The sequence below is a fragment of the Ignatzschineria indica genome, from assembly GCF_003121925.1.
In the GTDB taxonomy this organism is placed as follows: domain Bacteria; phylum Pseudomonadota; class Gammaproteobacteria; order Cardiobacteriales; family Wohlfahrtiimonadaceae; genus Ignatzschineria; species Ignatzschineria indica.
This window is the reverse complement of the sequence record NZ_QEWR01000002.1, coordinates 980,556-1,001,548: the sequence shown is the minus strand read 5'-3', so window position 1 is coordinate 1,001,548 and position 20,993 is coordinate 980,556. Positions and strand designations below refer to the sequence as shown.

Genomic DNA, 20,993 nt, shown 5'->3' with positions numbered 1-20,993 from the left:
ATGAGTCTAGAGACAATTCTTCAAACCGCTTTAGAAGCTATTTCTAAGGCTGATAATTTACAGGCTATCGATGATGTACGAGTTGCCTATTTTGGTAAGAAAGGTCAAATTAGTGGCCTAATGGCATCGCTTGGAAAGTTAGATCCTGAAGAGCGTAAAGCGCGAGGCGCGGAAATTAATCAGGTTCGTAGTGAGGTGATGAAGGCGCTTGAAGCAAAGAAAGAGGCGCTAGAGACAGCAGAACTTCATCGCCAATTGATGACTGAAACCGTTGATGTAACGCAACCAGGACGTAACAGCGATATAGGGACACTTCATCCGATTACGAGAACAATGATGCGTATTCATCAACTCTTTGCATCTTTAGGTTTTGATATTGTTGAAGGTCCTGAGATTGAGAGTGACTTTTATAACTTTGAGGCGCTCAATATTCCAGAACATCATCCTGCTAGAGCCATGTTTGATACCTTCTATTTTGATGATCATATGTTATTGCGTACCCATACCTCTAATACACAGATCCATGTGATGCAGCAGGAGAAGCCGCCGATTCAGATGATCGGTTATGGGCGTGTTTATCGAAGTGACTCTGATGTGACGCATAGTCCTATGTTCCATCAAGTGGAAGGTTTAGTAGTCAATGAGAGTGTGACTTTTGCAGATCTGAAGGGAATCCTTACAGAGTTTATGCAAAAATTCTTTGAAAAAGATCTCAAGCTTCGTTTCCGCCCCTCATTCTTCCCATTTACAGAGCCTTCCGCAGAGGTTGATATTGAGTGTGTGATCTGTGAAGGTGATGGTTGCCGTGTTTGTAAGAACACTGGTTGGTTAGAGGTTTTAGGCTGTGGAATGGTTCATCCAAATGTATTAAAAGCTGTCAATATTGATCCAGAGAAGTTTCAAGGATATGCGTTTGGAATGGGAGTAGAGCGTTTAGCGATGTTACGTTACAGCGTCAACGATCTCCGCTTATTCTATGAAAATGATATGAATTTCTTAACGCAATTTAGATAAACAAATACTGGGTAAAAGTTATTATGAAAATTTCAGTTTCTTGGTTAAAAGAGTGGATTGAGAAGATCCCAAGCGATTTAGCAAATCGATTAACGATGGCAGGTCTTGAAGTGGAAGGGGTTGAGCTTGCGGCTCCTCACTTTACCAATGTTGTGGTAGGGGAAGTTGTAGAGCTGACTCCCCATCCTGATGCTGACCGTCTTCGTGTTGCACAGGTTAATGTTGGTGATGAAAAATTATTACAGATAGTTTGTGGTGCGCCGAATGTTGCGGTGGGTATCAAAGTTCCTACGGCATTAGTGGGTGCGACATTGCCGGGTAATTTTAAGATTAAAGATGCGAAATTACGAGGTGTTGCTTCTTCGGGTATGCTCTGTTCTGCAAAAGAGTTGGGCGTGAATGAAGATGCATCAGGTTTGATGATTCTTGATCCTCAAACAGAAGTTGGTACTGATTTTAGAACGCTCTTTGATCTCGATGATGAGATTGTTGAGATCGATCTTACGCCTAATCGTGGTGATTGTTTAAGTATTTTAGGCGTTGCGCGTGATCTTGCTGCTATTACCGGTATCGATGCGAAGAGCTTTACTGCAGAGTCGGTTCCTGTTCAGAGCAGTATGGTGAAAGGTGTTGAGATTGAAGAGAGCGCAGATTGCCCGAAATATCTCGGTCGCGTTATCTCTGGTGTTAATCCGAAAGCATCAACGCCACTTTGGATGGAGGAGCGTCTTCGTCGAAGCGGTATTCGTCCTCATGGAATTTTAGTGGATATTACAAACTATATCCTTTTAGAGGTTGGGCAACCACTCCACGCTTTTGATTATGCAAAAGTGGCAGGAGATATTTTAGTCCGTAGAGCAAAAGAGGGAGAGAAGTTCGCCCTTATTAATGGTGATACGGTGACTTTAAAGCCTGATACCTTAGTGATTGCAGATCAAGAGAAGGTCTTGGCAATGGCTGGTATTATGGGAGGAGAAGAGAGTGCTTGTGGGGATGATACAACAGATATCTTCTTAGAATCTGCTTGGTTCAATCCTATTACCATTGCAGGAAAAGCGCGGAACTATGGTCTACATACCGATTCTTCACATCGCTATGAACGTGGTGTTGATTTTGAGTTGGCAGAGAGAGCGCTAGAGTATGCAACGCGTCTCATTTTACAATATGCCGGCGGAGAAGCGGGTGCGATTACAACAAAGGTTGTGCCAGAAAAATTACCTGAAAGAAATGCTGTAAAAGTCAGATTTTGTAAAATAAATCAAATAATTGGACAAGAATTTACAAGTTGTGCTATAAAAGAGCTCATAGGCCGTATCGGTGATATTCAAGAGGTGAATGACGATTATCTAGTTGTGATTCCGCCTTCATACCGTTTTGATCTACAGATTGAAGAAGACTTTATTGAGGAAGTTGTCAGATTAAATGGTTATGACCAAGTGCCTGTCTCCTTTGAAATGCTTTCAAAAGTCTCTATGCCGATAGTGGCAGAGTCTTATGTTTCACTCAATGATTTTAAATCTCTCCTAGTAGGTCGAGGCTATCATGAAGTGATTGAGATGAGCTTTGTTAGCCCCAAATGGCAGGAGATTTTAGATCCCACTAATGTTGCTATTAAGTTGAAGAATCCGTTATCAAGCGATCTTTCAGTAATGCGTACGACATTATTGCCGGGTGTTTTAGGGGCGATGGAGCACAACCTTAAGCGTCAGCAGAGTCGTTTACGATTCTTTGAGTCAGGTCGAACCTACAATGGTACTTTAGAGAATGTGGCACAAGTTCTTCATATTGCAGGTGCTATCTGTGGGACTGCAGAGCCTCTTCAATGGGGTGTTAAAGCACGTAATGTCGATTTTTACGATCTCAAAGGTGATGTTGAAGCCTTACTAAAGAGAACGGGCCGTGATGATTTCCGCTTTGTTCCGACAGAGAGAGAGATCCTTCATCCAGGTCAAAGTGCTGATATCAAACTCTTAAGTGGAGACGTTATCGGTTACTTAGGTAAGTTGCATCCAACGGTATCGAAAGCATTAGATCTCAACCGTGATGTCTTTGTTTTTGAACTCAATTATGATCTTTTAGCGGGATCGATGACACCGAAATTTAAGGAGTTATCTAGATTCCCTTCATCAAAACGAGACTTAGCGCTAGTAGTTCCTGTTGAGGTGACTACTCAGCAGTTATTGGATGTGATGAAAGCTTCGGGTAAACGTCGTTATTTAACGAAAGTGAACCTCTTTGATATCTATGTTCCAGAAAGAGAGCAGAGTGAAACGGCTACAAAGAATATGGCATTTAGTCTAACTTTCCAAAATCCAGAAGAGAGTCTAAAGGATGTGGAAGTTGAGGCCATTGTAGAAGAGATCTTACAGGATTTAGCTGCCATTGATGTATCATTGCGTCAATAGTTAAAACTTTGTAGATCTAACTTTGCAATAATAATAGTTTAAATTGAGACAATACTAGGGAAAGGAGTTATAGATGTCTACTTTAACTAAAGCAGCGATTACGGAGAATCTGTATCACAGTACAAATATCTCACGTGAGGATACAAAACAATTTGTAGAAGACTTTTTTACAGAGATTAGTGATGCGTTAGCTACAGGTCGCGCGGTCAAGCTTTCAGGTTTTGGCAGTTTTGAATTGCGTGATAAAGCAGAGCGACCCGGAAGAAACCCTAAAACAGGGGAAGAGATTCCGATTAGTGCTCGCCGTGTCGTTACCTTCCGTATTGGTCAAAATTTACGCTTAAGTATGAATGAGCTCAGTGAGAAAGCAGAAGGATAAGTAGAGGGTTAAGTAGGGTCAAGATTAAATCTTGCTGTGATACTTAGCGTTGATACTTAAAGTGTCTTAATTAAACGTTTTAGTTAAACGTTTTAATAAACGCGTTTCATAAACATGTTTAATAGACGCTTTACTCGAGAGCTACAGTCAAAATCTATAATTGAAATCTATAATCGAGAACTTTGACTCGAATTAGAAAATAAACCCCATATAACTTGATGGTTGTATGGGGTTTTGTTTTATCTATTTATCTATTATTGGGTCGATTTTAGATGCTGAAAAGATGATATTTCCCCTGAGTGAAGAGATTTCAGTATAATTATCTATTCTTTAGCATCTATTCCTTAATATCTATTCCTTAACAATAGAAGGTGTAGTTGTTGAATGCTATATGCCGATATTTGTCGTATCGGTTATTTTGATTCTCTACTCTGTTTCCTATTTTTATTACTCATTATTAATCAATTACTACCAACCATTAATCAACCATTAACCATCAATTATTAATCGATCTTAGGATATTATGAAATCATCGCTTTTCCGTTCACTCTTTACAGTAAGTGGATTTACCTTACTCTCAAGAATTATGGGGCTGTTGCGAGACATCGTCTTTGCAAGTTACTTCGGTGCCGGCGCAGCGATGGATGCATTTAGTGTCGCTTTTAGAATCCCTAATCTATTCCGTCGTTTTTTTGGGGAAGGGGCTTTTAACCAAGCATTTGTTCCTGTCTTTAGTGAGATTCGTTTAGAGCGTAGTCGCGATGAGTTAAAGCGATTTTTAGCAGAAATTAGTGGCACATTAGGTCTTGTTCTGCTCTTAATTACCGTTGTGGGGGTCACTTTTTCATCAGAGATGGTCTTACTCTTTGCCGCTGGGTTTGTAGATGATACCGGCAAGTTTCTTTTAACAGAAGAGTTGCTACAACTGATGTTGCCTTACCTCTTTTTTATCTGTATGACAGCGATGTATAGCAGTGTGATGAATGCACTCAATAAGTTTGCGATTCCTGCTGCCGTGCCGATTCTACTCAATCTCTTTCTGATTGCCGGCGCAGTTGTCAGTGTCTATCTTGAAGAGCCAATTAAAGCGTTGGGCTATGCGGTCTTCTTTGCTGGAATTTGTCAAATGATGATCCTATTTTGGGCAGTAAAGCGGGAGGGATTAATCGCGAGTCCAACGGTGCAATTTCGCTCTCCTGAAGTTAAGCGGGTGATGTTTTTAATGGTGCCGGCATTGATCGGCTCATCAAGTAGTCAGATCAATATCTTAATTAATACACAATTGGCATCACGACTGGAGACCGGGAGTATTACCTGGCTCTACTATTCAGATCGTTTGGTTGAGTTTGCGATTGGGACATTTGCTGTCGCATTGGGAACGGTCATATTACCGAAATTATCAGAGCTTAATACGAAAGGAGATCAGGTCAATTTGGGTAAGACGATCGATTGGGGAATTGAATTAGCGCTTATTATTGGTATCCCTTCGATGTTAGGATTGATCTTTTTGGCTGAACCTCTATTAGCGATTCTCTTTATGCGTGGTGAATTCTATGAGTCGGATGTCATTATGGCGGCAAAGAGTTTGATGACTTATGCGCTCTCCATTCCAGCCTTTTTTATGATACGTATTTTGGCACCGGTCTACTTTGCTCGGCAGAATACCAAAACACCGATGTATTTTAGTCTGATCGCAATTGGCGTTAATATTGTCTTGCAGTTTATTTTAGTCAAATATTATCAACATGCCGGACTTGCACTCTCCTCATCACTTGCTGCTTGGGTCAATGCGTTACTTTTAGCTTTTGGGCTCATCTTTTTTGATATTCATCACTTTAATAACCTCTTTACTCGGCGGATCTTGGCGCTTGTGCCGGCCAATTTACTCTTAGTTGTCATCCTCTATTGGCTTCAGGGTTTTTCGCTATTCTGGTTTGAAGGGGCTTTTATCTTCAAGTTCCCGGCAATATTAGCTGCGATTATAGGAGTGGTGATTCTCTATTTTATAACGCTTCATCTATCCGGCTTTTCACTTCGAAGAATGAAAGGCCCATTAGTGGCGATGGAAAATCGTGGAGAATGAGTATAGCTCTATGATCGACTGGTGGTGGTATACGACTGGAAGGGAGATTGATCGTGCTTACTCTTTCGATTGATAGGCTGTTTCTCCACTTACTCTCCTGCGATCTCTCTACTTAATTGTTTTAATCGTCTCTCTTCTGCTTCTTCACGACGTTTTTGTCCATTTTTAGCGCGATGAACCTCACTGCTAATATAGGTAATGACAGAGATCCAGACAATAGTAAAGCCGATGAGGCGAAGTGGTGGGAGTGTTTCATTGAAGAGAAAGAGCCCGGTTAAAAGTTGCAATGTGGGGGAGACATATTGCAATATTCCGACTAGAGAGAGGGGGATATATTTAGCCCCTTTGGCGAAGAGAAGTAGAGGAATCGTTGTTGCTGCTCCCGAGAGAATAAGAAGCGTCAGCGGTAAATTTTCTAATTCTAAGAAGATCAGATCCCCATTTTTATAAACTGCAACTAGGTAGATAATGGTAAAGGGCATCATGAAGAGGGTTTCGAGAAAGAGCCCGGGTAGTGGTGGAAGCGCCACGATTTTTTTCATTGCACTATAAAAGCTAAAAGAGAAGGCGAGAAGAAGGGCGATGTAGGGGATGGTACCTGCTAATAGTGCAAGCCATAAAACACCTATTGCCGCGAGAGAAATCGCAAGATATTGTACTTTTGTTAAAGCTTCCTTAAAGAAGACGCGCCCTAAAAAAATCGACACTAATGGATTGATATAGTAGCCGAGACTCGCTTCGAGTACCTGATGAGAAGAGATTGCATAGAGATAGATCGACCAATTCATAAAGAGGAAGAAGGAGGATGCCATAAAGGTGACAATAATGCGCCGATTGAAGAAGGCATCTTTAAGAAGCAATCGATCCTCTTTTCGGAAGCAGAGCAGAATCATAATGAAAGCGAGCGACCAGCCGATGCGTTGCGCCATTAGTTGCAAGGGATCTACGCCTGATAAGGGAAACCAGTAGATCGGAAAAAATCCCCAGATAATGTAGCAGGAGAGAGTAAGAAGCACGCCTTTTTTATAGTTGTTAGCGTAAGATTGTTCCATATATGCTATCTCAAGTGGTCAGTTATCAATTGGTAAGAGTGTTTTATTCACAGTTCTTCATAATTTCTTTTTCTAGAAGGATAGTGTAGCAGTATTTTGTTGGGAGCTTATTCCTTTATTCTCTGTTCGGAATGGGCAGGGAAAGAGTTCGATACAAAGTGGTGCGATTCAGGTAAAATGGGTAGAGAAAATCGAACAAAATAGATTAGATGAGGTAGTGTATTGTGATTAAGATTCAAGATATTGAAGTAGCGAATCGAAAACCTTTTGTCCTTTTTGGAGGAATCAATGTTTTAGAGTCCCTAGACTCTACATTGAGAGCGTGTGAAGCTTATGTGAAGGCGACAGATCTTTTAGATATTCCACTGGTCTTCAAAGGCTCATTTGATAAGGCCAATCGATCCTCAATTCACTCCTATCGAGGTGTGGGGCTAGAGGAGGGGTTAAAGATCTTCTCTGCAGTGAAAAAAGAGTTTAATGTGCCGGTAATTACTGATATCCATGAGCCTTTTCAAGCAGAACCGGTTGCGGAAGTAGTGGATGTTTTACAGTTGCCGGCCTTTTTAGCAAGACAGACAGATCTCGTAGTCGCGATGGCAAAGACAGGTCGCCCCATCAATGTGAAAAAACCGCAATTTTTAAGCCCTTCACAGATGCTCAATATTGTGGAAAAGTTCCGAGAAGCAGGTAATGATCAGGTTATGCTTTGTGAGCGTGGTAGCTGTTTCGGGTATGACAATCTTGTGGTGGATCTATTAGGATTTGGAGTGATGAAGAAGGTATGTGATGATGCGCCTATCATCTTTGATGTTACCCACTCTTTACAGCAGAGAAATCCATTGGAAAAAGCTTCCGGAGGACGTCGCGAGCAGGTGTTAGAGCTTGCTTTAGCGGGTATGGCAACGGGTATTGCCGGACTCTTTTTGGAATCGCATGAAGATCCCGATCAAGCAAAATGTGATGGACCAAGCGCACTTCCATTAGCACTACTTAAGCCCTTCTTAGAGCGTGTTAAAGCAGTGGATGATTTAGTGAAATCTTTTGAACCATTAGAGATTAAATAGGAGTTATCATGAGTGAAGTGATGACCTATACTGTCCCGGGAAAGAGTCGCTCTAAGTTAGGGCTTATTCTTTCTGCGCTTATCGTTTTAGGGAGTGCATTGGAGATTCTATTAACAAAAACAGCGCCTTTGGGGCTCTTTGTTCTTTTTGGTCTCTTCTTCTACTTCACGTCCATCTCTACGGCAACCTTAACGGATGATCAGTTGTCGGTAAAGCCGATTTTAGGTCGAGTGCGAACTTTTCCGCTTAAAACAGGGATCTTCACATTGAAAAAGAGTGAGAGTTGGGCGACGAAGTTATCGACCTTGAAATCATCAGCTGATACTTTGATCTATACTCCTGCGGGAGGAGATCCTGTAATGGTGATCAATGGTCTCTATGATTCAGCCGATATAGAGAGGCTCTATCAAGAGATTGAGAATCGGCAGTCAGCACTGCTCTCTTAAGTTTGCTCTTTTAAGGTTATTTTTTATTTTTCTTAAATCTTACTCCCTTAAGATCAAAGAGGCTGGGTTAGAGAAGAGAAAAGATAAAGAGGAAAGATAAAGGGAAAAAAGAGAAAAAGGTCTAAGTTTATACTTAGACCTTTTTTATGATGGCAATTTGACTATTGCTGATCGTTTCTCTTAAATCGCGGCGGTGCGCGCTTTTAACCACTCTAAAACAGCGGCATCTTCAATGCGAGGAGAGAGTTTTTCATAGACTGTCTTATGATATTGATTCACCCATTCAATCTCCTCAGTAGTGAGAAGTGTTGGCTCCATTAGGCGCGTATCGATAGGAAATAGCGTCAATGTCTCAAACAGCATAAAGTTGCCAAAATCTCGCTCTTTAGGATTTTTGACCGGTTGAGAGGTGACTAAGTTTTCGATACGAACACCCCATTTACCTTCTCGATAGATTCCTGGCTCAATAGAGGTTACCATCCCTTTTTTAACGCGCATTTGCGGATTAGGGGTTGCATGGTATGAGAGCACTTGTGGGCCTTCATGGACATTAAGGAAGTAACCAACGCCATGACCTGTACCATGTCCATAGTCGAGTTGATGTTGCCAGAGAGGTTTTCGTGCAATAGCATCAAGCAGTGGCATCGCAATATTTTCAGGATAGATTGTACTGCTCATAGCGATCAGGGACTTAAGGACAAAGGTGAAATCCCTTTTTTGCTCTATCGAAGGATTGCCAATAGGGATTACACGGGTAATATCGGTCGTACCATTTTTATATTGAGCGCCTGAATCGATAAGTAGAAGTCCATCGCCTTCAATGACGGCATGATCTTCTTCAGTTGCGCGATAGTGGGGGAGAGCACCGTTAGGATTAAACCCGGCAATTGTATCGAAGCTGAGGTCAATAAAGAGAGGGCGTTTAGCTCTTTCTGCAGCTAGACCATCGGCAACATCAAGCTCGGTTAATCTCTCACCTTTGGCGAGTTTTTCTTCAAATTGAGTATAGAAGTGTGCCATCGCAACACCATCTTCAATCATAGCTTCTTGGATATGGGAAAGATCATTATCACTCTTTTGCGCTTTAAAGAGAGTGCTTGGATTGGGGAGATAGAGAATCTCACACTCTTCATCAATTGCCTCTAATGCGGCATAAGTTGTTCGTTTCTCATCAAGCATGACGATTTTATCTGCCGGAATATTTCCCAACTCATCGTAGAAAGCATCGTAAGGGAAGACTGTCACTTTATGTTCTGTGAGATACTTTTTCACTTCAGGCGTCAGTTTCTCTTCATCAATAAAGAGCGTGACTGATGAGGGAGTGATCATTATAAATGCTAAAAAGACCGGGTTATAGGTGACATCTTGACCACGAAGATTAGTGAGCCAAGCGATATCATCGAGCGTGGAGATAATATGAACATCAGCCGCTTCATCTTTCATTACTTGACGGATACGGCGTACCTTTTCACTCAATGATTCAGAGAGAAATTGTGCTTCATGAAGATAGAGTTTTTCCGCAGGAAGCGGTGCGCGATTCTTTATTAATTGGTCAAAAGGATCATGTTGTGTGGTGAGTGTGATCTCAAAATCATCAAGTGCCTCATAGCTTTCAACAAAATTCTCTACTGACATTGTATCGGGGAGTATTGCCACTTCCGCGCCGGGCTTAAGTTGAGATTGAAGATATTGAATATAAGAGGGGGTATTTGGCGCGCCAAGTTTCATCAGTTCAACAGTCGTTCCTTGTAACTCTTTCGCCGCCTGAACCCAGTATCGACTATCGGCCCAGATGTAGGCGCTCTTTTGAAGAACGACTAATGTTCCGGCAGAGCCGGTAAAGCCGGAGAACCACTCTCTCAACTTCCAATGATCAGGAAGATATTCGGAAAGGTGGGGGTCAGCACTTAAAATAATCCAAGCATCGATCTTATCTTTGATCATCTGCTTCTGTAGAGCGGCAATACGTGCATTAATTTCGCTATTTTTACTCATATTTTATCCTTCAGAATGGTTCTATATTGGGAGGTTGATCATTCATCTGATCTTTGTTTCTCTTGTAGCATTCTACCCCTCTTTTATCGCAATCTCTAAAGATTCTACACCTTCTGATGGGAAAGTTAGCAGTTAAAACCTATCAGTAAGAGAGATTTAGCGAAGGGGAGAGATCTGATTTTTGATGAGAGTGTTTAATATCGATTGGCAATAGAAAAAAGCTGTAGAGAAAAGCAGTGGAGAAAAAGATGGAAAAATTAGCGAAAATAAGGGAAATTACCTAATGTTATTCCTAATGTCATCATTTTCTATATTATTCTATAAATCTCTATAGTTTTAGAGTTCTTGTTGAGACACATATAGAGACTCCTATAGAGACTCCTATAGAGACTTATACAGAGACTTATATGGGGGAGTTTTAGAAAGTGGTTCTGATTCTAAGAGAAAAAGGCTCGGGGATCGGGTATTATTAAGAGAGTATTAACAACCATGTCCATTTCTTTTTTGTAGGCTTGATTAAATAATGAAATATGTGAGTACGCGAGGGGGAGATCTCCCAAAATCTTTTTGTGAGGTTGTATTAGAGGGGTTATGTCGAGATGGGGGTTTATCGATGCCGGAATCGATCCCTAAGGTTTCAAAAGAGACTTTAGATGCATGGCGAAAATTACCGCGATATAGTGATTTAGCGCTAGAAGTAATGTCTCTTTATGCAACAGATATTCCGAGGGATGATCTCAAAAAGTTAGTAGAAGGCGCTTACAATAGCGATAATTTTGCCGTTGAATCAATTATCTCTGAGCGTACGATTAGTAATCAGGTGAAGGTGCTAGGTCTCTCTGAAGGTCCTACTTACGCTTTTAAAGATATGGCGATGCAGTTTCTTGGCGAGCTCTTCCCTTACGTATTAGAGAAGCAGGATAAGAAGCTCAATATCGTCGGAGCAACATCGGGAGATACGGGATCGAGTGCCATTCATGCAATGAAGGGAAAACCTCGAATCGAGGTGGTGATGTTAAGTCCTCATAATCGTATGAGTGCTTTCCAAACGGCGCAGATGTATTCGGTTCAAGATGATAATATTCATAATATCGCTATTGAAGGGGTTTTTGATGATTGCCAAGATCTCGTTAAAGCACTCAATAATGATATTGAATTTAAAGAGAAGCACCATCTTGGTGCTGTCAACTCCATTAACTTTGCGCGTATTTTGGCACAAGTCGTCTACTACTTTAAAGGTTACTTTATGACGACAGAGAGCAATGATGAAAAAATTGATGTCGTGATTCCCTCTGGTAACTTTGGGAATATTTTTGCCGGCATTATCGCTCGTGAGATGGGATTACCTATTCATAAGTTGATCTTAGCAACGAATGAGAACAATGTACTTGATGAGTTCTTTAAAACAGGGATCTACCGTCCTCGTGCGTCAAAAGATGTTCATCTCACTTCTAGCCCTTCGATGGATATCGCTAAAGCGAGTAATTTTGAGCGCTTTATCTACCTCATTGCCGGCAGTGAGAAGACAAAAGCACTTTGGGAGCAGATTGAAGAGCAAGGATATTTTGATCTGACAGGTGATCCTCTCTGGAAAGAGCGAGCAAGTTGGAATATAGAATCTGGTGAAAGCTCTCATCAGAATCGATTAGAGACGATTGAGAAGGTCTACCGTGAGTCAGGGGAGTTGATCGACCCTCATACTGCTGATGGGGTCTTTGTGGGAAGCCAATATCTTGATGGCGATCTACAGCTCTGTTTAGAAACTGCCAAACCGATCAAATTCTATGAGACAATTAAGCAAGCGGTGAGTGACGCGCCGTTTGATTTAACTGAGGTCAAGGCAATTGAAGCCTTACCGCAGAAGAGAGAGGTGATGGCGAATGATGTCACCTTATTACGTCAATTTATTGAATCCGCTTTAAACTAAGGAACACTGTAATACCATGAAAAAAACATCATTTCCAAAAGATGAGATGAAAGTTCTCCTCCTAGAGGGTATTCATCAGGATGCGATCGATTACTTTAAACGTGCGGGCTATAACAATCTTGAGATCCATTCGACGGCTCTCGAGGGAGAAGCTCTTATTGAAGCCCTTAAGGATGCTCACATTGTGGGGATCCGCTCCCGTACGCAGTTAACGGATGAGGTATTGAGTCAAGCCTCGAGATTGATGGCAATTGGATGTTTCTGTATTGGGACAAATCAGGTGGATTTAGAAGCGGCAAAAGCGCGTGCAATCCCAGTCTTTAATGCACCTTATTCTAACACCCGATCGGTGGCAGAGTTGGTCATTGCTGAGATGATTATGCTAAAACGTGGTATCGCTTATAAAAACTATGTTTGTCATCAAGGTGGTTGGGTGAAGTCTGCTGCAGGCTCTTATGAGGTGAGAGGTAAGACTTTAGGAATTATCGGTTATGGTCATATCGGCACTCAAGTAGGTATCTTAGCTGAGAGCTTGGGGATGCGCGTTATCTTCTACGATATTGAAAATAAGCTTGTCTTAGGAAATGCGCAACAAGTTGAGACGATTGATGAGCTTTTAGCTGAATCTGATGTGGTAACACTCCATGTGCCGGAAGATGATTCTACAAAGAATCTTATGAGCCGTGAGCGAATTGAGTCGATGAAGAAAGGGTCGGTCTTGATCAATGCTGCACGTGGAACGATTGTGGATCTCGATGCACTTGCGGATAATATTAAAAATGAACATCTTTTAGGTGCCGCAATTGATGTCTTCCCTGTAGAACCAAAATCGAATAAAGAGGAGTTTAAATCACCACTTCGTGAATTGCAGAATGTGATCTTAACTCCTCATATTGGTGGTTCAACGATGGAAGCGCAACAAAACATTGGGGTTGAGGTTGCTTCTAAATTGGTGCTCTATTCAGATAATGGTTCTACGATTTCTGCGGTTAACTTCCCAGAGGTGATGCTACCGAAGCAGCCAGGAAGTCATCGTATTCTTCATATCCATGAGAATACTCCGGGTATCTTACGTGCGGTGAATGAGATGGTTTCTGACCTAGATCTCAATATCAATGCGCAATATCTTCAAACATTAGGGGATATCGGCTATGTAGTGCTTGATGTCTCTGGTAAAGAGGAGAATGCCGTTAAATTGCAACATGATATGAAAGAGATCAAAGGGACACTTAAGTGTCGTATTCTCTATTAAACTCTATTGACCTCTATTAATCTCTATTAATCTCAACTAATTTTAATAAATTTTAATTAATCGAGTGATAGAAGAGTGATCAATTATTAAATATAATGGACCTATGGAATAACCTATAGGTCCATTTTTAATTCTGTAGGATCATTTTGTCGGCAAAATCCTGTATCATTAACCCTATATTAGTTTTTTATCAAATATTAAAAAAATATAAGAGAGAAAAAATGTCATTAAGAGATCAATTGGTCAAAGCGGGTTTAGTCTCAAAAGATCGTGCTAAGAAGGCACAAAAAGAGAAGGCTAAGAAGCTACATCAAGCGCATCGTGATAAGAATCTCAAGAGTGAGCTCGAAGCAGAAAAGTTACGTAAGGAAGCAGAGAGACGTGCTTTTGATGAAGCTAAGAAAGCGATGGATTTAGAGAAGAATCAGGAGATTATTGCGGCACAAGAGAAGAATCGTGCCCGTAGTGAGATGCGAGATCTTATTGATCGCGAGAGGGTTAATAAAGAGAAGGGCGAGACCCGCTTTAACTTTAGTCATGATGGTAAAAAGATTCGTTCGGTATTTGTCACTGATAAGCAGCATAAAGATCTAAGTGATGGGAAGTTGATGATCTGCCGCAATGATCGTGATGGTTTTGATTACCCTGTATTGCCGGTGACTTTTAAAGAGCGTATTCATCACTTAGAGGAGAAGTTAGGTGAGAAGATCTTCTATTATCTCTCTGAGGCGATGACAGAGGGGGATGCAGAGGATGAGTGGGCAGCTTGGGATGCCTATGAAGCATCACTTAAAGCTGAGAAGAAGTCTGGTGGATCTCATAACTAGGAGATAGGTGGGATCTGATGCTACTTAGGCTTATCAATAGAGGAATCGAGATCACGTTGATCATAGTGAATCCTTGTAAGAGAGTTGTAAGAGCAATATAAAGTAGTGAAAGAGTAGCAGTAGAGTAGTAATAGAATGGTAAAAAAAGAGCCCTTTGATAAAGGGCTCTTTTCTATTGATAAGGTGTAGTTGATATCGACTCTTTCATGATTATTTTAGAACGAGATGATGAGTCGTGTTGATGAGTAAATTACGCTTGTTTGTCTTTATTTTCTCTCTCTTCTTTCGCTTTCTTCATAAAGAACCATGTTAACCAACCTAACATGACAATCATAAAAACAACACCAAACCCAACGATACCAACAAAATAGGGATCTGCGCCAATTAACTTCATCATAGAACCTTCTCCTTAATAAGGTAGAAATTTAAATCTATTCAATAAGATCTATCTAATATGATCTATCTAATATATATAATGATACTATCCCACAAAAATGGGGAGGAATCCACGAACTGTAAAGAAGTATCAATTTTGCTTGATAGATATCAATATTTGAGCTTTTAGGGGCTATTTTGGCGCTTTAATGCAGATGAAATATTATGAGAGATAGGGGCGCTATAAGAGGAGGGCAGTAGAAGGTTATAAGAGATGAATATTAGATGAATATTAGATGAATATTAGATGAATATTAGATGAAATGAGGGGGGGTAAAGGGTACTCGGCATGAATAAGATGCATAAAATAAAAAGCATAAAAAAACCACTCAATTGATTGAGTGGTTTCTTGATATGGTGGCTCGAGGCAGAATCGAACTGCCGACACGCGGATTTTCAATCCGCTGCTCTACCAACTGAGCTATCAAGCCATGTCGTGCTAACGAAGTGACATTAAACAGGATTTAGATTCTTTCGTCAAGTATTAATTGAGATTAGCCTGAAAATAGAGCAGGTGACCGATTTTTTGGTTAATTTCGACGCTCTTCCTAGGTGAATTAGGGGTATAAAGGTAAAAGAATGGAGAAGGTTAGCCTACGGGAGAGGTTAGAGAAATTGAGAATTAGAAGAATTAATTAGAAGAATTAAAAAACCCTACTTCGAAAAGTAGGGTTTTAAAGATGGTGGCTCGAGGCAGAATCGAACTGCCGACACGCGGATTTTCAATCCGCTGCTCTACCAACTGAGCTATCAAGCCGTCTTGATAAGGTGGTATTAAACAGCATTCTCTGAGAAGAGTCAAGAAACTTTTCTGCTATATTATTGCTCATAATCTGTTGGGCTATGATATTGGCGGTAATATAACGAATCTTTCATCTATCTTTGGAGAGTACTTTTGGTAAATACTTTGAGTGAGTATGTATTAAGAGTCTATCACTCTAGCTTTACTATTGGAGTATAGAGAGAGTAGTAGGTAATAGAGAGTAGTAGGTAATGAGTAGTGGCAGTGGGCAGAGGATAAAGGATAATAGGTTTGGAAAGATCGAAATGGATAGGAGGCGGAGATGGGAAGCGTTACAGATCTTATTGAACAATCGTTAGAGAGAGGATTTCCCGGTGGACAGCTTCTCGTTGAGTATCAAGGGGAGGTAATATATGACGTTGCCTTCGGATCAACCATATTGCATCAAGTTATCCTCGATTCTGGTGAGATGAAAGTGACGCGTGGCGAAGCTGTGACTAAAAAGACCCTTTTTGATATCGCCTCATTAACAAAGATCTTTGCAACGACCTATCTTTTTCAATACTACTATCAACAGATGCCAGATCTCTTAGAGCGTCGAGTTGCAGATTTTTTTCCTTATTCCCAATCAGCTGCTTCAGAAATAACCTATCCTGCGCTTGTTGGTGAAATTCCGTTAAAGGCACTACTCTCACATCATGCCGGTTTTGAGCCTAATCCTCTCTTCTATGATCCTCATTATAGTGAATCGCTCTATTCTCAAGATCGTGCTCAATTTGTACAAAAGTTATTGCAAGCCCCCCTTGTGAATATGCCGGAACAGCAGGGGCTCTATTCCGACGTTGACTTTATGTTACTCACCTTTATTTTAGAAAAAATAGGTGGAAAGTCGATCGATAAGCAGTTAGAGACATTTTTTTGGAATCCATTAAATCTTTCTTATATTGGATTTAACCCAAGAGAGAGGGGAAGATCACAAGCAGAGATTGCCGCGACAGAGCGCTATGGGAATAGTCGGGATCATACTATTGATTTTCCCAATATACGTCGCTATATGCTTCAAGGAGAGGTACAAGATGAAAAGGCATTTCATTGTATGGCAGGGGTTTCAGGTCATGCCGGGCTCTTTAGTAATAGTCATGATCTCTACCAACTTTTTCGATTGATGAGAGAAGATAATGAGGTTTTCAGCGCGGAAACACAGCAATATTTTTTAACGCCTCCCTATGAAGACGCTACCTTTGCTTTGGGGTATCGTTTAAATGGAGAGGGGATGGATTATATGTTTAGTGATTATGCTGGGAAAACCTCGAAGCCAGCCTTTGGGCATACTGGCTGGACTGGGGCATTAGCAACTTATGATCCATTACATGAGTTGATGATTATCTATCTGACGAATCGCAAGAATACTCCCGTTGTTGATCCTCTCCACAATCCTCATCTCTTTTATGGAGATCGATTGCCGGCAGGACGATATCGTGATCTGATTGGTGCGATCTATAGCGATTTAGGAATAAGAGGATAGAAGTATGTACCAAAATAGTCGCGTCGAAAAATAGGAAAACGATAGGGACATGATAGGGAAACTAGCGAATAAAACGGATAAGAGAATGAGTGATTCACTAGAGAAGGGCAATGGTGGAATATGGTAGATAATAGGCTTAAAAAAGAGTGTAGAGCCACAAAGAGTAAGCATTTTATGACTAAGGGGGCACTCTATTTCTGGGGTTCGATCATCATTGCGATTCTTTTAGGGAGCTTAATGCCTTTAAGTTTTTCCCCTTTTGGTTATGGCTTTTTAGCGCCGATTCTACTGGCTTTTTGGCTACTGCTCATATTGCCGGGAAGTTGCAAGCGTGCTTTTTGGTTAAGTCTTCTCTTTGGCGTTTCATTTTTTACTGTAGGCGTCTGGTGGATTCGTATTAGTCTATTGGAGTTTGGCGGGGCGCCTCTGCTACTAGGAGTTTTTTTAACGCTACTTTTAGCGCTCTATTTAGGGCTCTATTATGCGCTATTAGGCTATTTTACATTGAAGACTCAGCTCTCACTGCCATTTCGACTAGGCATTCTCTTTCCTGTCGTGGGGGTGCTTTTTGAATTTATTCGCTCCCAATTTCTCACAGGATTTCCATGGCTCGCTCTAGGGTATACGCTTACCGATTATCCATTAGCTCGCTGGATCTTCCCGGAGATGGGAGCGCTGATGGCAAGTTTTTGGGTCTATTGGTTAGCGGGGCTTCTTACGTTGTTGCTTCTGCAAATTATGGCTTATAGGGGGAAAGAGCCTGGAAATGCTTCTCAAAAAAAATTGAAAGCCTATCTGCCGGCACTCTTTATGGCAATGATGCTGATATTAATTATTGCGGGAACGAGTACTTTGCTGAGCGATAAGATCTCCCCTAAAGGTGAGCCGCTTAAAGTGGCATTAATCCAGGGAAATATTGCACAGGAGTTAAAGTTTAGTGAGGCACAATATTACGAAATTTTAGCAACCTACTATCAATTGACCGCGCAAGTGGCCCCGAATGTTGATCTTATTATTTGGCCAGAGACAGCAATTCCTGCGCTCTATGAGCAGGAGGTTACACTGGGTGAGGCATTACGTAAGATCTCGCAAGAGGAGAGGGCGACGGTGATGACGGGGATCTTTTCAGGGCAAGGATCAGTGATACGAAATTCAGTCGTGGCTTATAGCGACCAGTTGAGAAGCCGTGATCAGCGTTACGATAAAGTTCATCTTGTTCCTTTTGGCGAGTTTCTACCTTTTCGTTCTCTTTTAGATCTCTTAAGTGGCATGATTGAGATCCCCTTTTCAGATCTTACTGCTGGTAGAGAGGAGCAATCGCCTTTCCTTATCCATTATGAGGTAGATGGCGTACCTGCGATAACGCAACTCTCTACCTTTATCTGTTACGAGGCTGTTTTTGGTGATGAATTACGCTATCTTGGGAAGCAATCAGATTTTTTAGTGAATGTGAGTAATGATGCTTGGTTTGGAGATTCAATTGGACCTTGGCAACACTTTCAAATTACGCGAGCACGCGCGATTGAGCTACAAAGAGAGATGGTTCGTGCTACTAATAATGGGATTACAGCGCTTATTGATAGACGGGGAGAGGTAAAGGCGATCCTACCTCAATTTGAACAGGGTGTTCTAGAAGTTGAGGTAATGCCTTATGAAGGAACGACGACTTATAGCCGCGTAGGAGATCTCTCCTGGCTATTGCTCTTGTGGGTTGTTGCTGGGCTTGGAGCGCTCTTTTTTAGAAGGGAATTAAAGAGGTGATTAGAAAGAAGTGAGTAGACTCTGCCGGCATTTTGGCCATCTCTACTCACCTCTATTTAATGTTCAATGCTTGCTATTTCTACTCTTTTGTCCTTTTTATCCTGGTTCAGGATGCTCGTTAAGGTTCTTTTCGGAGCGATTTTTTATTCTCTGAAAGGGAGCGGACTGTAGCGAGCGTAGAGAATCGTGCTGACAAAAAGAATAATGGTTAAAAGAAAATAGATACTGCCAATGCCGGGATATCCTGATACCCAAATATCGGTTGCAGCGATCAGGTAGAAGAGGGAGAGGAAACTTGTCCAGGCATGTGTAAATCGCTTTGCACGAAGCAATCCGCGCGCAGGGAACACGAGGGGCATTAGAAGTCCGATAATCAGAAATATTCTCGGTTGTTCTGGATAGATTGCATTGGTCACAATACAGAAGATAGTAAAGAAGAAGAGTGCAAGATAGGAAGCAAGTGCACTGATTCTTGAAATTGAGACAATCGGACGCATATTGAGATAGAGCTCCTTTTTTAATTGAGCAGAAGAAGGTGATCAAGCCGAAATAGCGCGATAAACTTATCGAAGTTTAGATAAGCTCAATATTCATGCTATAAAAAAGGAGTCTATTTTATCATGAAACAGAAGAGTTAAAAGTATATGCCTGAATTACCAGAAGTTGAGACCGTCCGTGCAGGAATAGCGCCCCATATTGAAGGAGCAACAATTCGTGGTGTTGAGGTCTACCATCGCCAGTTACGTTATCCGATCCCTGAGGCGATTGAGACACTCTACAATGCAACAATTGAGAAGGTGGAGAGGCGAGCGAAGTATCTGATCCTGACCACGACTCGAGGAAGAGTTTTAATCCATTTAGGAATGTCCGGCGCCATTCGAATTTTGCCTGATGATTTTGAGCATAAAAAGCATGATCATTTTGTCTTACGGCTCTCAGGTAATCAGGCGTTGATCTACAATGACCCTCGTCGCTTTGGCTTTATTCTCCTCTATGGTAAGGATGAATCGATCCCTTTTTTAGAGAAATTAGCACCAGAACCACTCACGGATCAATTTACGGCAGCCTATCTCCACCCTAAGTTGAAAGGAAGAACGCGGCCGATTAAATCGATCTTAATGGATCAAGCCTTTGTTGTAGGTGCTGGCAATATCTATGCGAATGAGTCGCTCTTTATGGCGGGAATAGATCCGCAACGCCCGGCAAATAATCTCTCATTAGAAGAGGTTGAACGCCTTGTTCAGGAGGTTAAGAAGGTGTTAGCGCGAGCAATCGAGCAGGGTGGAACGACCCTAAAAGATTTTACGACACCCGATGGTAGTCCCGGCTATTTTGCCCAAGAGCTCTTAGTTTATGGGCAAAAAGGTCAACCTTGTCCTCTTTGCGGGCAAGAGATCGAGCGTATTGTTATAGGGAATCGGGCAACTTACTTCTGTTCTCAATGTCAGAAATAGCGATAAAAGTCACTTTTCTCTATTTTTTAGCTCACTTTTCTGCTTTTTGCTATCGCTTCTGAAGGAAAAATGGTAGTGTGAAAGTATGTCAATAAGAATCAATAAAGTTTCAATGAAATTTCAATAAAAGCTTGGAAATAGCGATAAATAACGATGAGTAGCGATGATAGAGATCTAGATCTGTGTCTAAATCTAGTGTTGAAATAGCTCTATAAAATTATTTTTTTAATGACTCACCACTTTAGTATCTACATTTAGTATCGATAAAGAAGGAGATAAGTATGAATCTTAATTTAACAGGTCAAGGCTTAGAGTTAACAGATGGGCTTCGTAGTAGAGTAGAAGAGAAATTCTCACGTTTAGATCGTTATAGTGAGCATATTACAAGTGCGCATGTGGTATTAACTATTAAAGATAAGCGCCAAATTGCAGAGATCACTGTGACTGTTGCAAAGGGAAAAGATCTTCATGCGGAAGCCACCACAGAAGATATGTACCTCTCGATTGATGAGTTGTCTGGAAAAATTGAGCGTCAACTTCTCAAGCAGAAAGATAAAGCGATAACCGCAGAGCGAAAACAAGGACATGAGATTCGTCATGAAGAGGGGAAAGAGTAGTATTCCCTACAGATA

At 41.3% G+C, this 20,993-nt stretch carries 17 protein-coding genes and 2 tRNA genes; 13 read left to right on the top strand and 6 right to left on the bottom strand.

Translation table 11 applies throughout. The annotated features are described in order from the left end of the window. The 4 genes from pheS (at position 1) to murJ (ending at position 5,881) form a co-directional block, all read left to right on the top strand. Positions 1-1,014, top strand: a complete 1,014-nt coding sequence (pheS, locus tag DC082_RS04435; RefSeq protein WP_109235918.1) for a phenylalanine--tRNA ligase subunit alpha — start codon at positions 1-3, stop codon at positions 1,012-1,014. Positions 1,015-1,037: 23 nt separating this feature from the next. Then, on the top strand, positions 1,038-3,419 hold the full coding sequence (gene pheT / locus DC082_RS04430; protein ID WP_109235917.1) for a phenylalanine--tRNA ligase subunit beta: 2,382 nt from the start codon (positions 1,038-1,040) through the stop codon (positions 3,417-3,419). 73 nt (positions 3,420-3,492) lie between these two features. Beyond that, positions 3,493-3,798, top strand: coding sequence for an integration host factor subunit alpha (locus tag DC082_RS04425; RefSeq protein WP_094566868.1), 306 nt, complete (start codon positions 3,493-3,495; stop codon positions 3,796-3,798). Between the two features lie 523 nt (positions 3,799-4,321). Continuing rightward, the gene (gene murJ / locus DC082_RS04420; RefSeq protein ID WP_109235916.1) at positions 4,322-5,881 is read left to right on the top strand and encodes a murein biosynthesis integral membrane protein MurJ; all 1,560 of its coding nucleotides are present in this window, start codon (positions 4,322-4,324) and stop codon (positions 5,879-5,881) included. Between the two features lie 89 nt (positions 5,882-5,970). Here the strand turns inward: murJ and rarD are convergent, their stop codons facing one another. Further along, positions 5,971-6,933: an EamA family transporter RarD gene (rarD, locus tag DC082_RS04415; RefSeq protein ID WP_109235915.1), complete on the bottom strand. Its 963-nt coding sequence runs from the start codon at positions 6,931-6,933 to the stop codon at positions 5,971-5,973. Positions 6,934-7,157: 224 nt separating this feature from the next. Here rarD and kdsA point away from each other — a divergent pair, with 224 nt between their 5' ends. Beyond that, positions 7,158-7,997, top strand: coding sequence for a 3-deoxy-8-phosphooctulonate synthase (gene kdsA / locus DC082_RS04410; RefSeq protein ID WP_275665734.1), 840 nt, complete (start codon positions 7,158-7,160; stop codon positions 7,995-7,997). A gap of 8 nt (positions 7,998-8,005) precedes the next feature. Beyond that, a complete protein-coding gene (locus DC082_RS04405; protein WP_109235913.1) occupies positions 8,006-8,443 on the top strand; it encodes a hypothetical protein in 438 nt (145 codons plus the stop codon). A gap of 180 nt (positions 8,444-8,623) precedes the next feature. Here the strand turns inward: DC082_RS04405 and DC082_RS04400 are convergent, their stop codons facing one another. Further along, entirely contained in the window at positions 8,624-10,438 is a 1,815-nt protein-coding gene (locus DC082_RS04400; protein WP_109235912.1) for an aminopeptidase P family protein, read from the bottom strand. A 523-nt stretch (positions 10,439-10,961) separates the two neighbouring features. Between DC082_RS04400 and thrC the strand changes: the two genes are divergently transcribed. From thrC to DC082_RS04385, 3 genes are all read left to right on the top strand, one after another. Then, positions 10,962-12,365 carry a threonine synthase gene (gene thrC / locus DC082_RS04395; protein ID WP_109235911.1) on the top strand — a complete coding sequence of 468 codons (1,404 nt, stop codon included), beginning with the start codon at positions 10,962-10,964 and terminating at the stop codon, positions 12,363-12,365. A gap of 16 nt (positions 12,366-12,381) precedes the next feature. After that, positions 12,382-13,617, top strand: a complete 1,236-nt coding sequence (gene serA / locus DC082_RS04390) for a phosphoglycerate dehydrogenase (protein ID WP_109235910.1) — start codon at positions 12,382-12,384, stop codon at positions 13,615-13,617. A gap of 221 nt (positions 13,618-13,838) precedes the next feature. Beyond that, a complete protein-coding gene (locus DC082_RS04385; protein WP_109235909.1) occupies positions 13,839-14,444 on the top strand; it encodes a DUF2058 family protein in 606 nt (201 codons plus the stop codon). 250 nt (positions 14,445-14,694) lie between these two features. Here the strand turns inward: DC082_RS04385 and DC082_RS04380 are convergent, their stop codons facing one another. The 3 genes from DC082_RS04380 to DC082_RS04370 all read right to left on the bottom strand — a co-directional run bounded on the left by DC082_RS04380 (position 14,695) and on the right by DC082_RS04370 (position 15,636). Next, on the bottom strand, positions 14,695-14,841 hold the full coding sequence (locus DC082_RS04380; protein ID WP_109235908.1) for a DUF3149 domain-containing protein: 147 nt from the start codon (positions 14,839-14,841) through the stop codon (positions 14,695-14,697). Between the two features lie 393 nt (positions 14,842-15,234). Beyond that, positions 15,235-15,310 (bottom strand) — tRNA-Phe (locus DC082_RS04375). 250 nt (positions 15,311-15,560) lie between these two features. After that, a tRNA-Phe gene (locus tag DC082_RS04370) sits at positions 15,561-15,636 on the bottom strand. 307 nt (positions 15,637-15,943) lie between these two features. Here DC082_RS04370 and DC082_RS04365 point away from each other — a divergent pair. Continuing rightward, positions 15,944-17,146, top strand: coding sequence for a serine hydrolase (locus tag DC082_RS04365; RefSeq protein ID WP_109235907.1), 1,203 nt, complete (start codon positions 15,944-15,946; stop codon positions 17,144-17,146). Between the two features lie 174 nt (positions 17,147-17,320). Then, a complete protein-coding gene (gene lnt / locus DC082_RS04360; protein ID WP_157957403.1) occupies positions 17,321-18,907 on the top strand; it encodes an apolipoprotein N-acyltransferase in 1,587 nt (528 codons plus the stop codon). A 143-nt stretch (positions 18,908-19,050) separates the two neighbouring features. On the opposite strand, the gene DC082_RS04355 is transcribed toward lnt, so the two are convergent. Further along, positions 19,051-19,404 (bottom strand): DUF2069 domain-containing protein, encoded by a 354-nt coding sequence (locus tag DC082_RS04355; protein WP_094566879.1) that lies wholly within the window; start codon positions 19,402-19,404, stop codon positions 19,051-19,053. Positions 19,405-19,551: 147 nt separating this feature from the next. Here DC082_RS04355 and mutM point away from each other — a divergent pair, with 147 nt between their 5' ends. Together mutM and hpf are read left to right on the top strand one after the other, a co-directional pair. Next, positions 19,552-20,361, top strand: coding sequence for a bifunctional DNA-formamidopyrimidine glycosylase/DNA-(apurinic or apyrimidinic site) lyase (gene mutM, locus DC082_RS04350; RefSeq protein ID WP_109235905.1), 810 nt, complete (start codon positions 19,552-19,554; stop codon positions 20,359-20,361). 281 nt (positions 20,362-20,642) lie between these two features. Next, positions 20,643-20,978, top strand: coding sequence for a ribosome hibernation-promoting factor, HPF/YfiA family (gene hpf, locus DC082_RS04345; protein WP_094566881.1), 336 nt, complete (start codon positions 20,643-20,645; stop codon positions 20,976-20,978). Positions 20,979-20,993: the final 15 nt, after the last annotated feature.

Bases quoted from the DNA above. Each gene is read 5' to 3' on its own strand.
- murJ (WP_109235916.1), top strand. From the start codon at position 4,322: ATGAAATCATCGCTTTTCCGTTCACTCTTTACAGTAAGTGGATTTACC.
- DC082_RS04355 (WP_094566879.1), bottom strand. From the start codon at position 19,404: ATGCGTCCGATTGTCTCAATTTCAAGAATCAGTGCACTTGCTTCCTAT.
- DC082_RS04405 (WP_109235913.1), top strand. From the start codon at position 8,006: ATGAGTGAAGTGATGACCTATACTGTCCCGGGAAAGAGTCGCTCTAAG.
- rarD (WP_109235915.1), bottom strand. From the start codon at position 6,933: ATGGAACAATCTTACGCTAACAACTATAAAAAAGGCGTGCTTCTTACT.
- lnt (WP_157957403.1), top strand. From the start codon at position 17,321: ATGACTAAGGGGGCACTCTATTTCTGGGGTTCGATCATCATTGCGATT.
- DC082_RS04425 (WP_094566868.1), top strand. From the start codon at position 3,493: ATGTCTACTTTAACTAAAGCAGCGATTACGGAGAATCTGTATCACAGT.
- thrC (WP_109235911.1), top strand. From the start codon at position 10,962: ATGAAATATGTGAGTACGCGAGGGGGAGATCTCCCAAAATCTTTTTGT.
- DC082_RS04400 (WP_109235912.1), bottom strand. From the start codon at position 10,438: ATGAGTAAAAATAGCGAAATTAATGCACGTATTGCCGCTCTACAGAAG.
- serA (WP_109235910.1), top strand. From the start codon at position 12,382: ATGAAAAAAACATCATTTCCAAAAGATGAGATGAAAGTTCTCCTCCTA.
- DC082_RS04365 (WP_109235907.1), top strand. From the start codon at position 15,944: ATGGGAAGCGTTACAGATCTTATTGAACAATCGTTAGAGAGAGGATTT.
- DC082_RS04385 (WP_109235909.1), top strand. From the start codon at position 13,839: ATGTCATTAAGAGATCAATTGGTCAAAGCGGGTTTAGTCTCAAAAGAT.
- DC082_RS04380 (WP_109235908.1), bottom strand. From the start codon at position 14,841: ATGATGAAGTTAATTGGCGCAGATCCCTATTTTGTTGGTATCGTTGGG.
- hpf (WP_094566881.1), top strand. From the start codon at position 20,643: ATGAATCTTAATTTAACAGGTCAAGGCTTAGAGTTAACAGATGGGCTT.
- mutM (WP_109235905.1), top strand. From the start codon at position 19,552: ATGCCTGAATTACCAGAAGTTGAGACCGTCCGTGCAGGAATAGCGCCC.
- pheS (WP_109235918.1), top strand. From the start codon at position 1: ATGAGTCTAGAGACAATTCTTCAAACCGCTTTAGAAGCTATTTCTAAG.
- pheT (WP_109235917.1), top strand. From the start codon at position 1,038: ATGAAAATTTCAGTTTCTTGGTTAAAAGAGTGGATTGAGAAGATCCCA.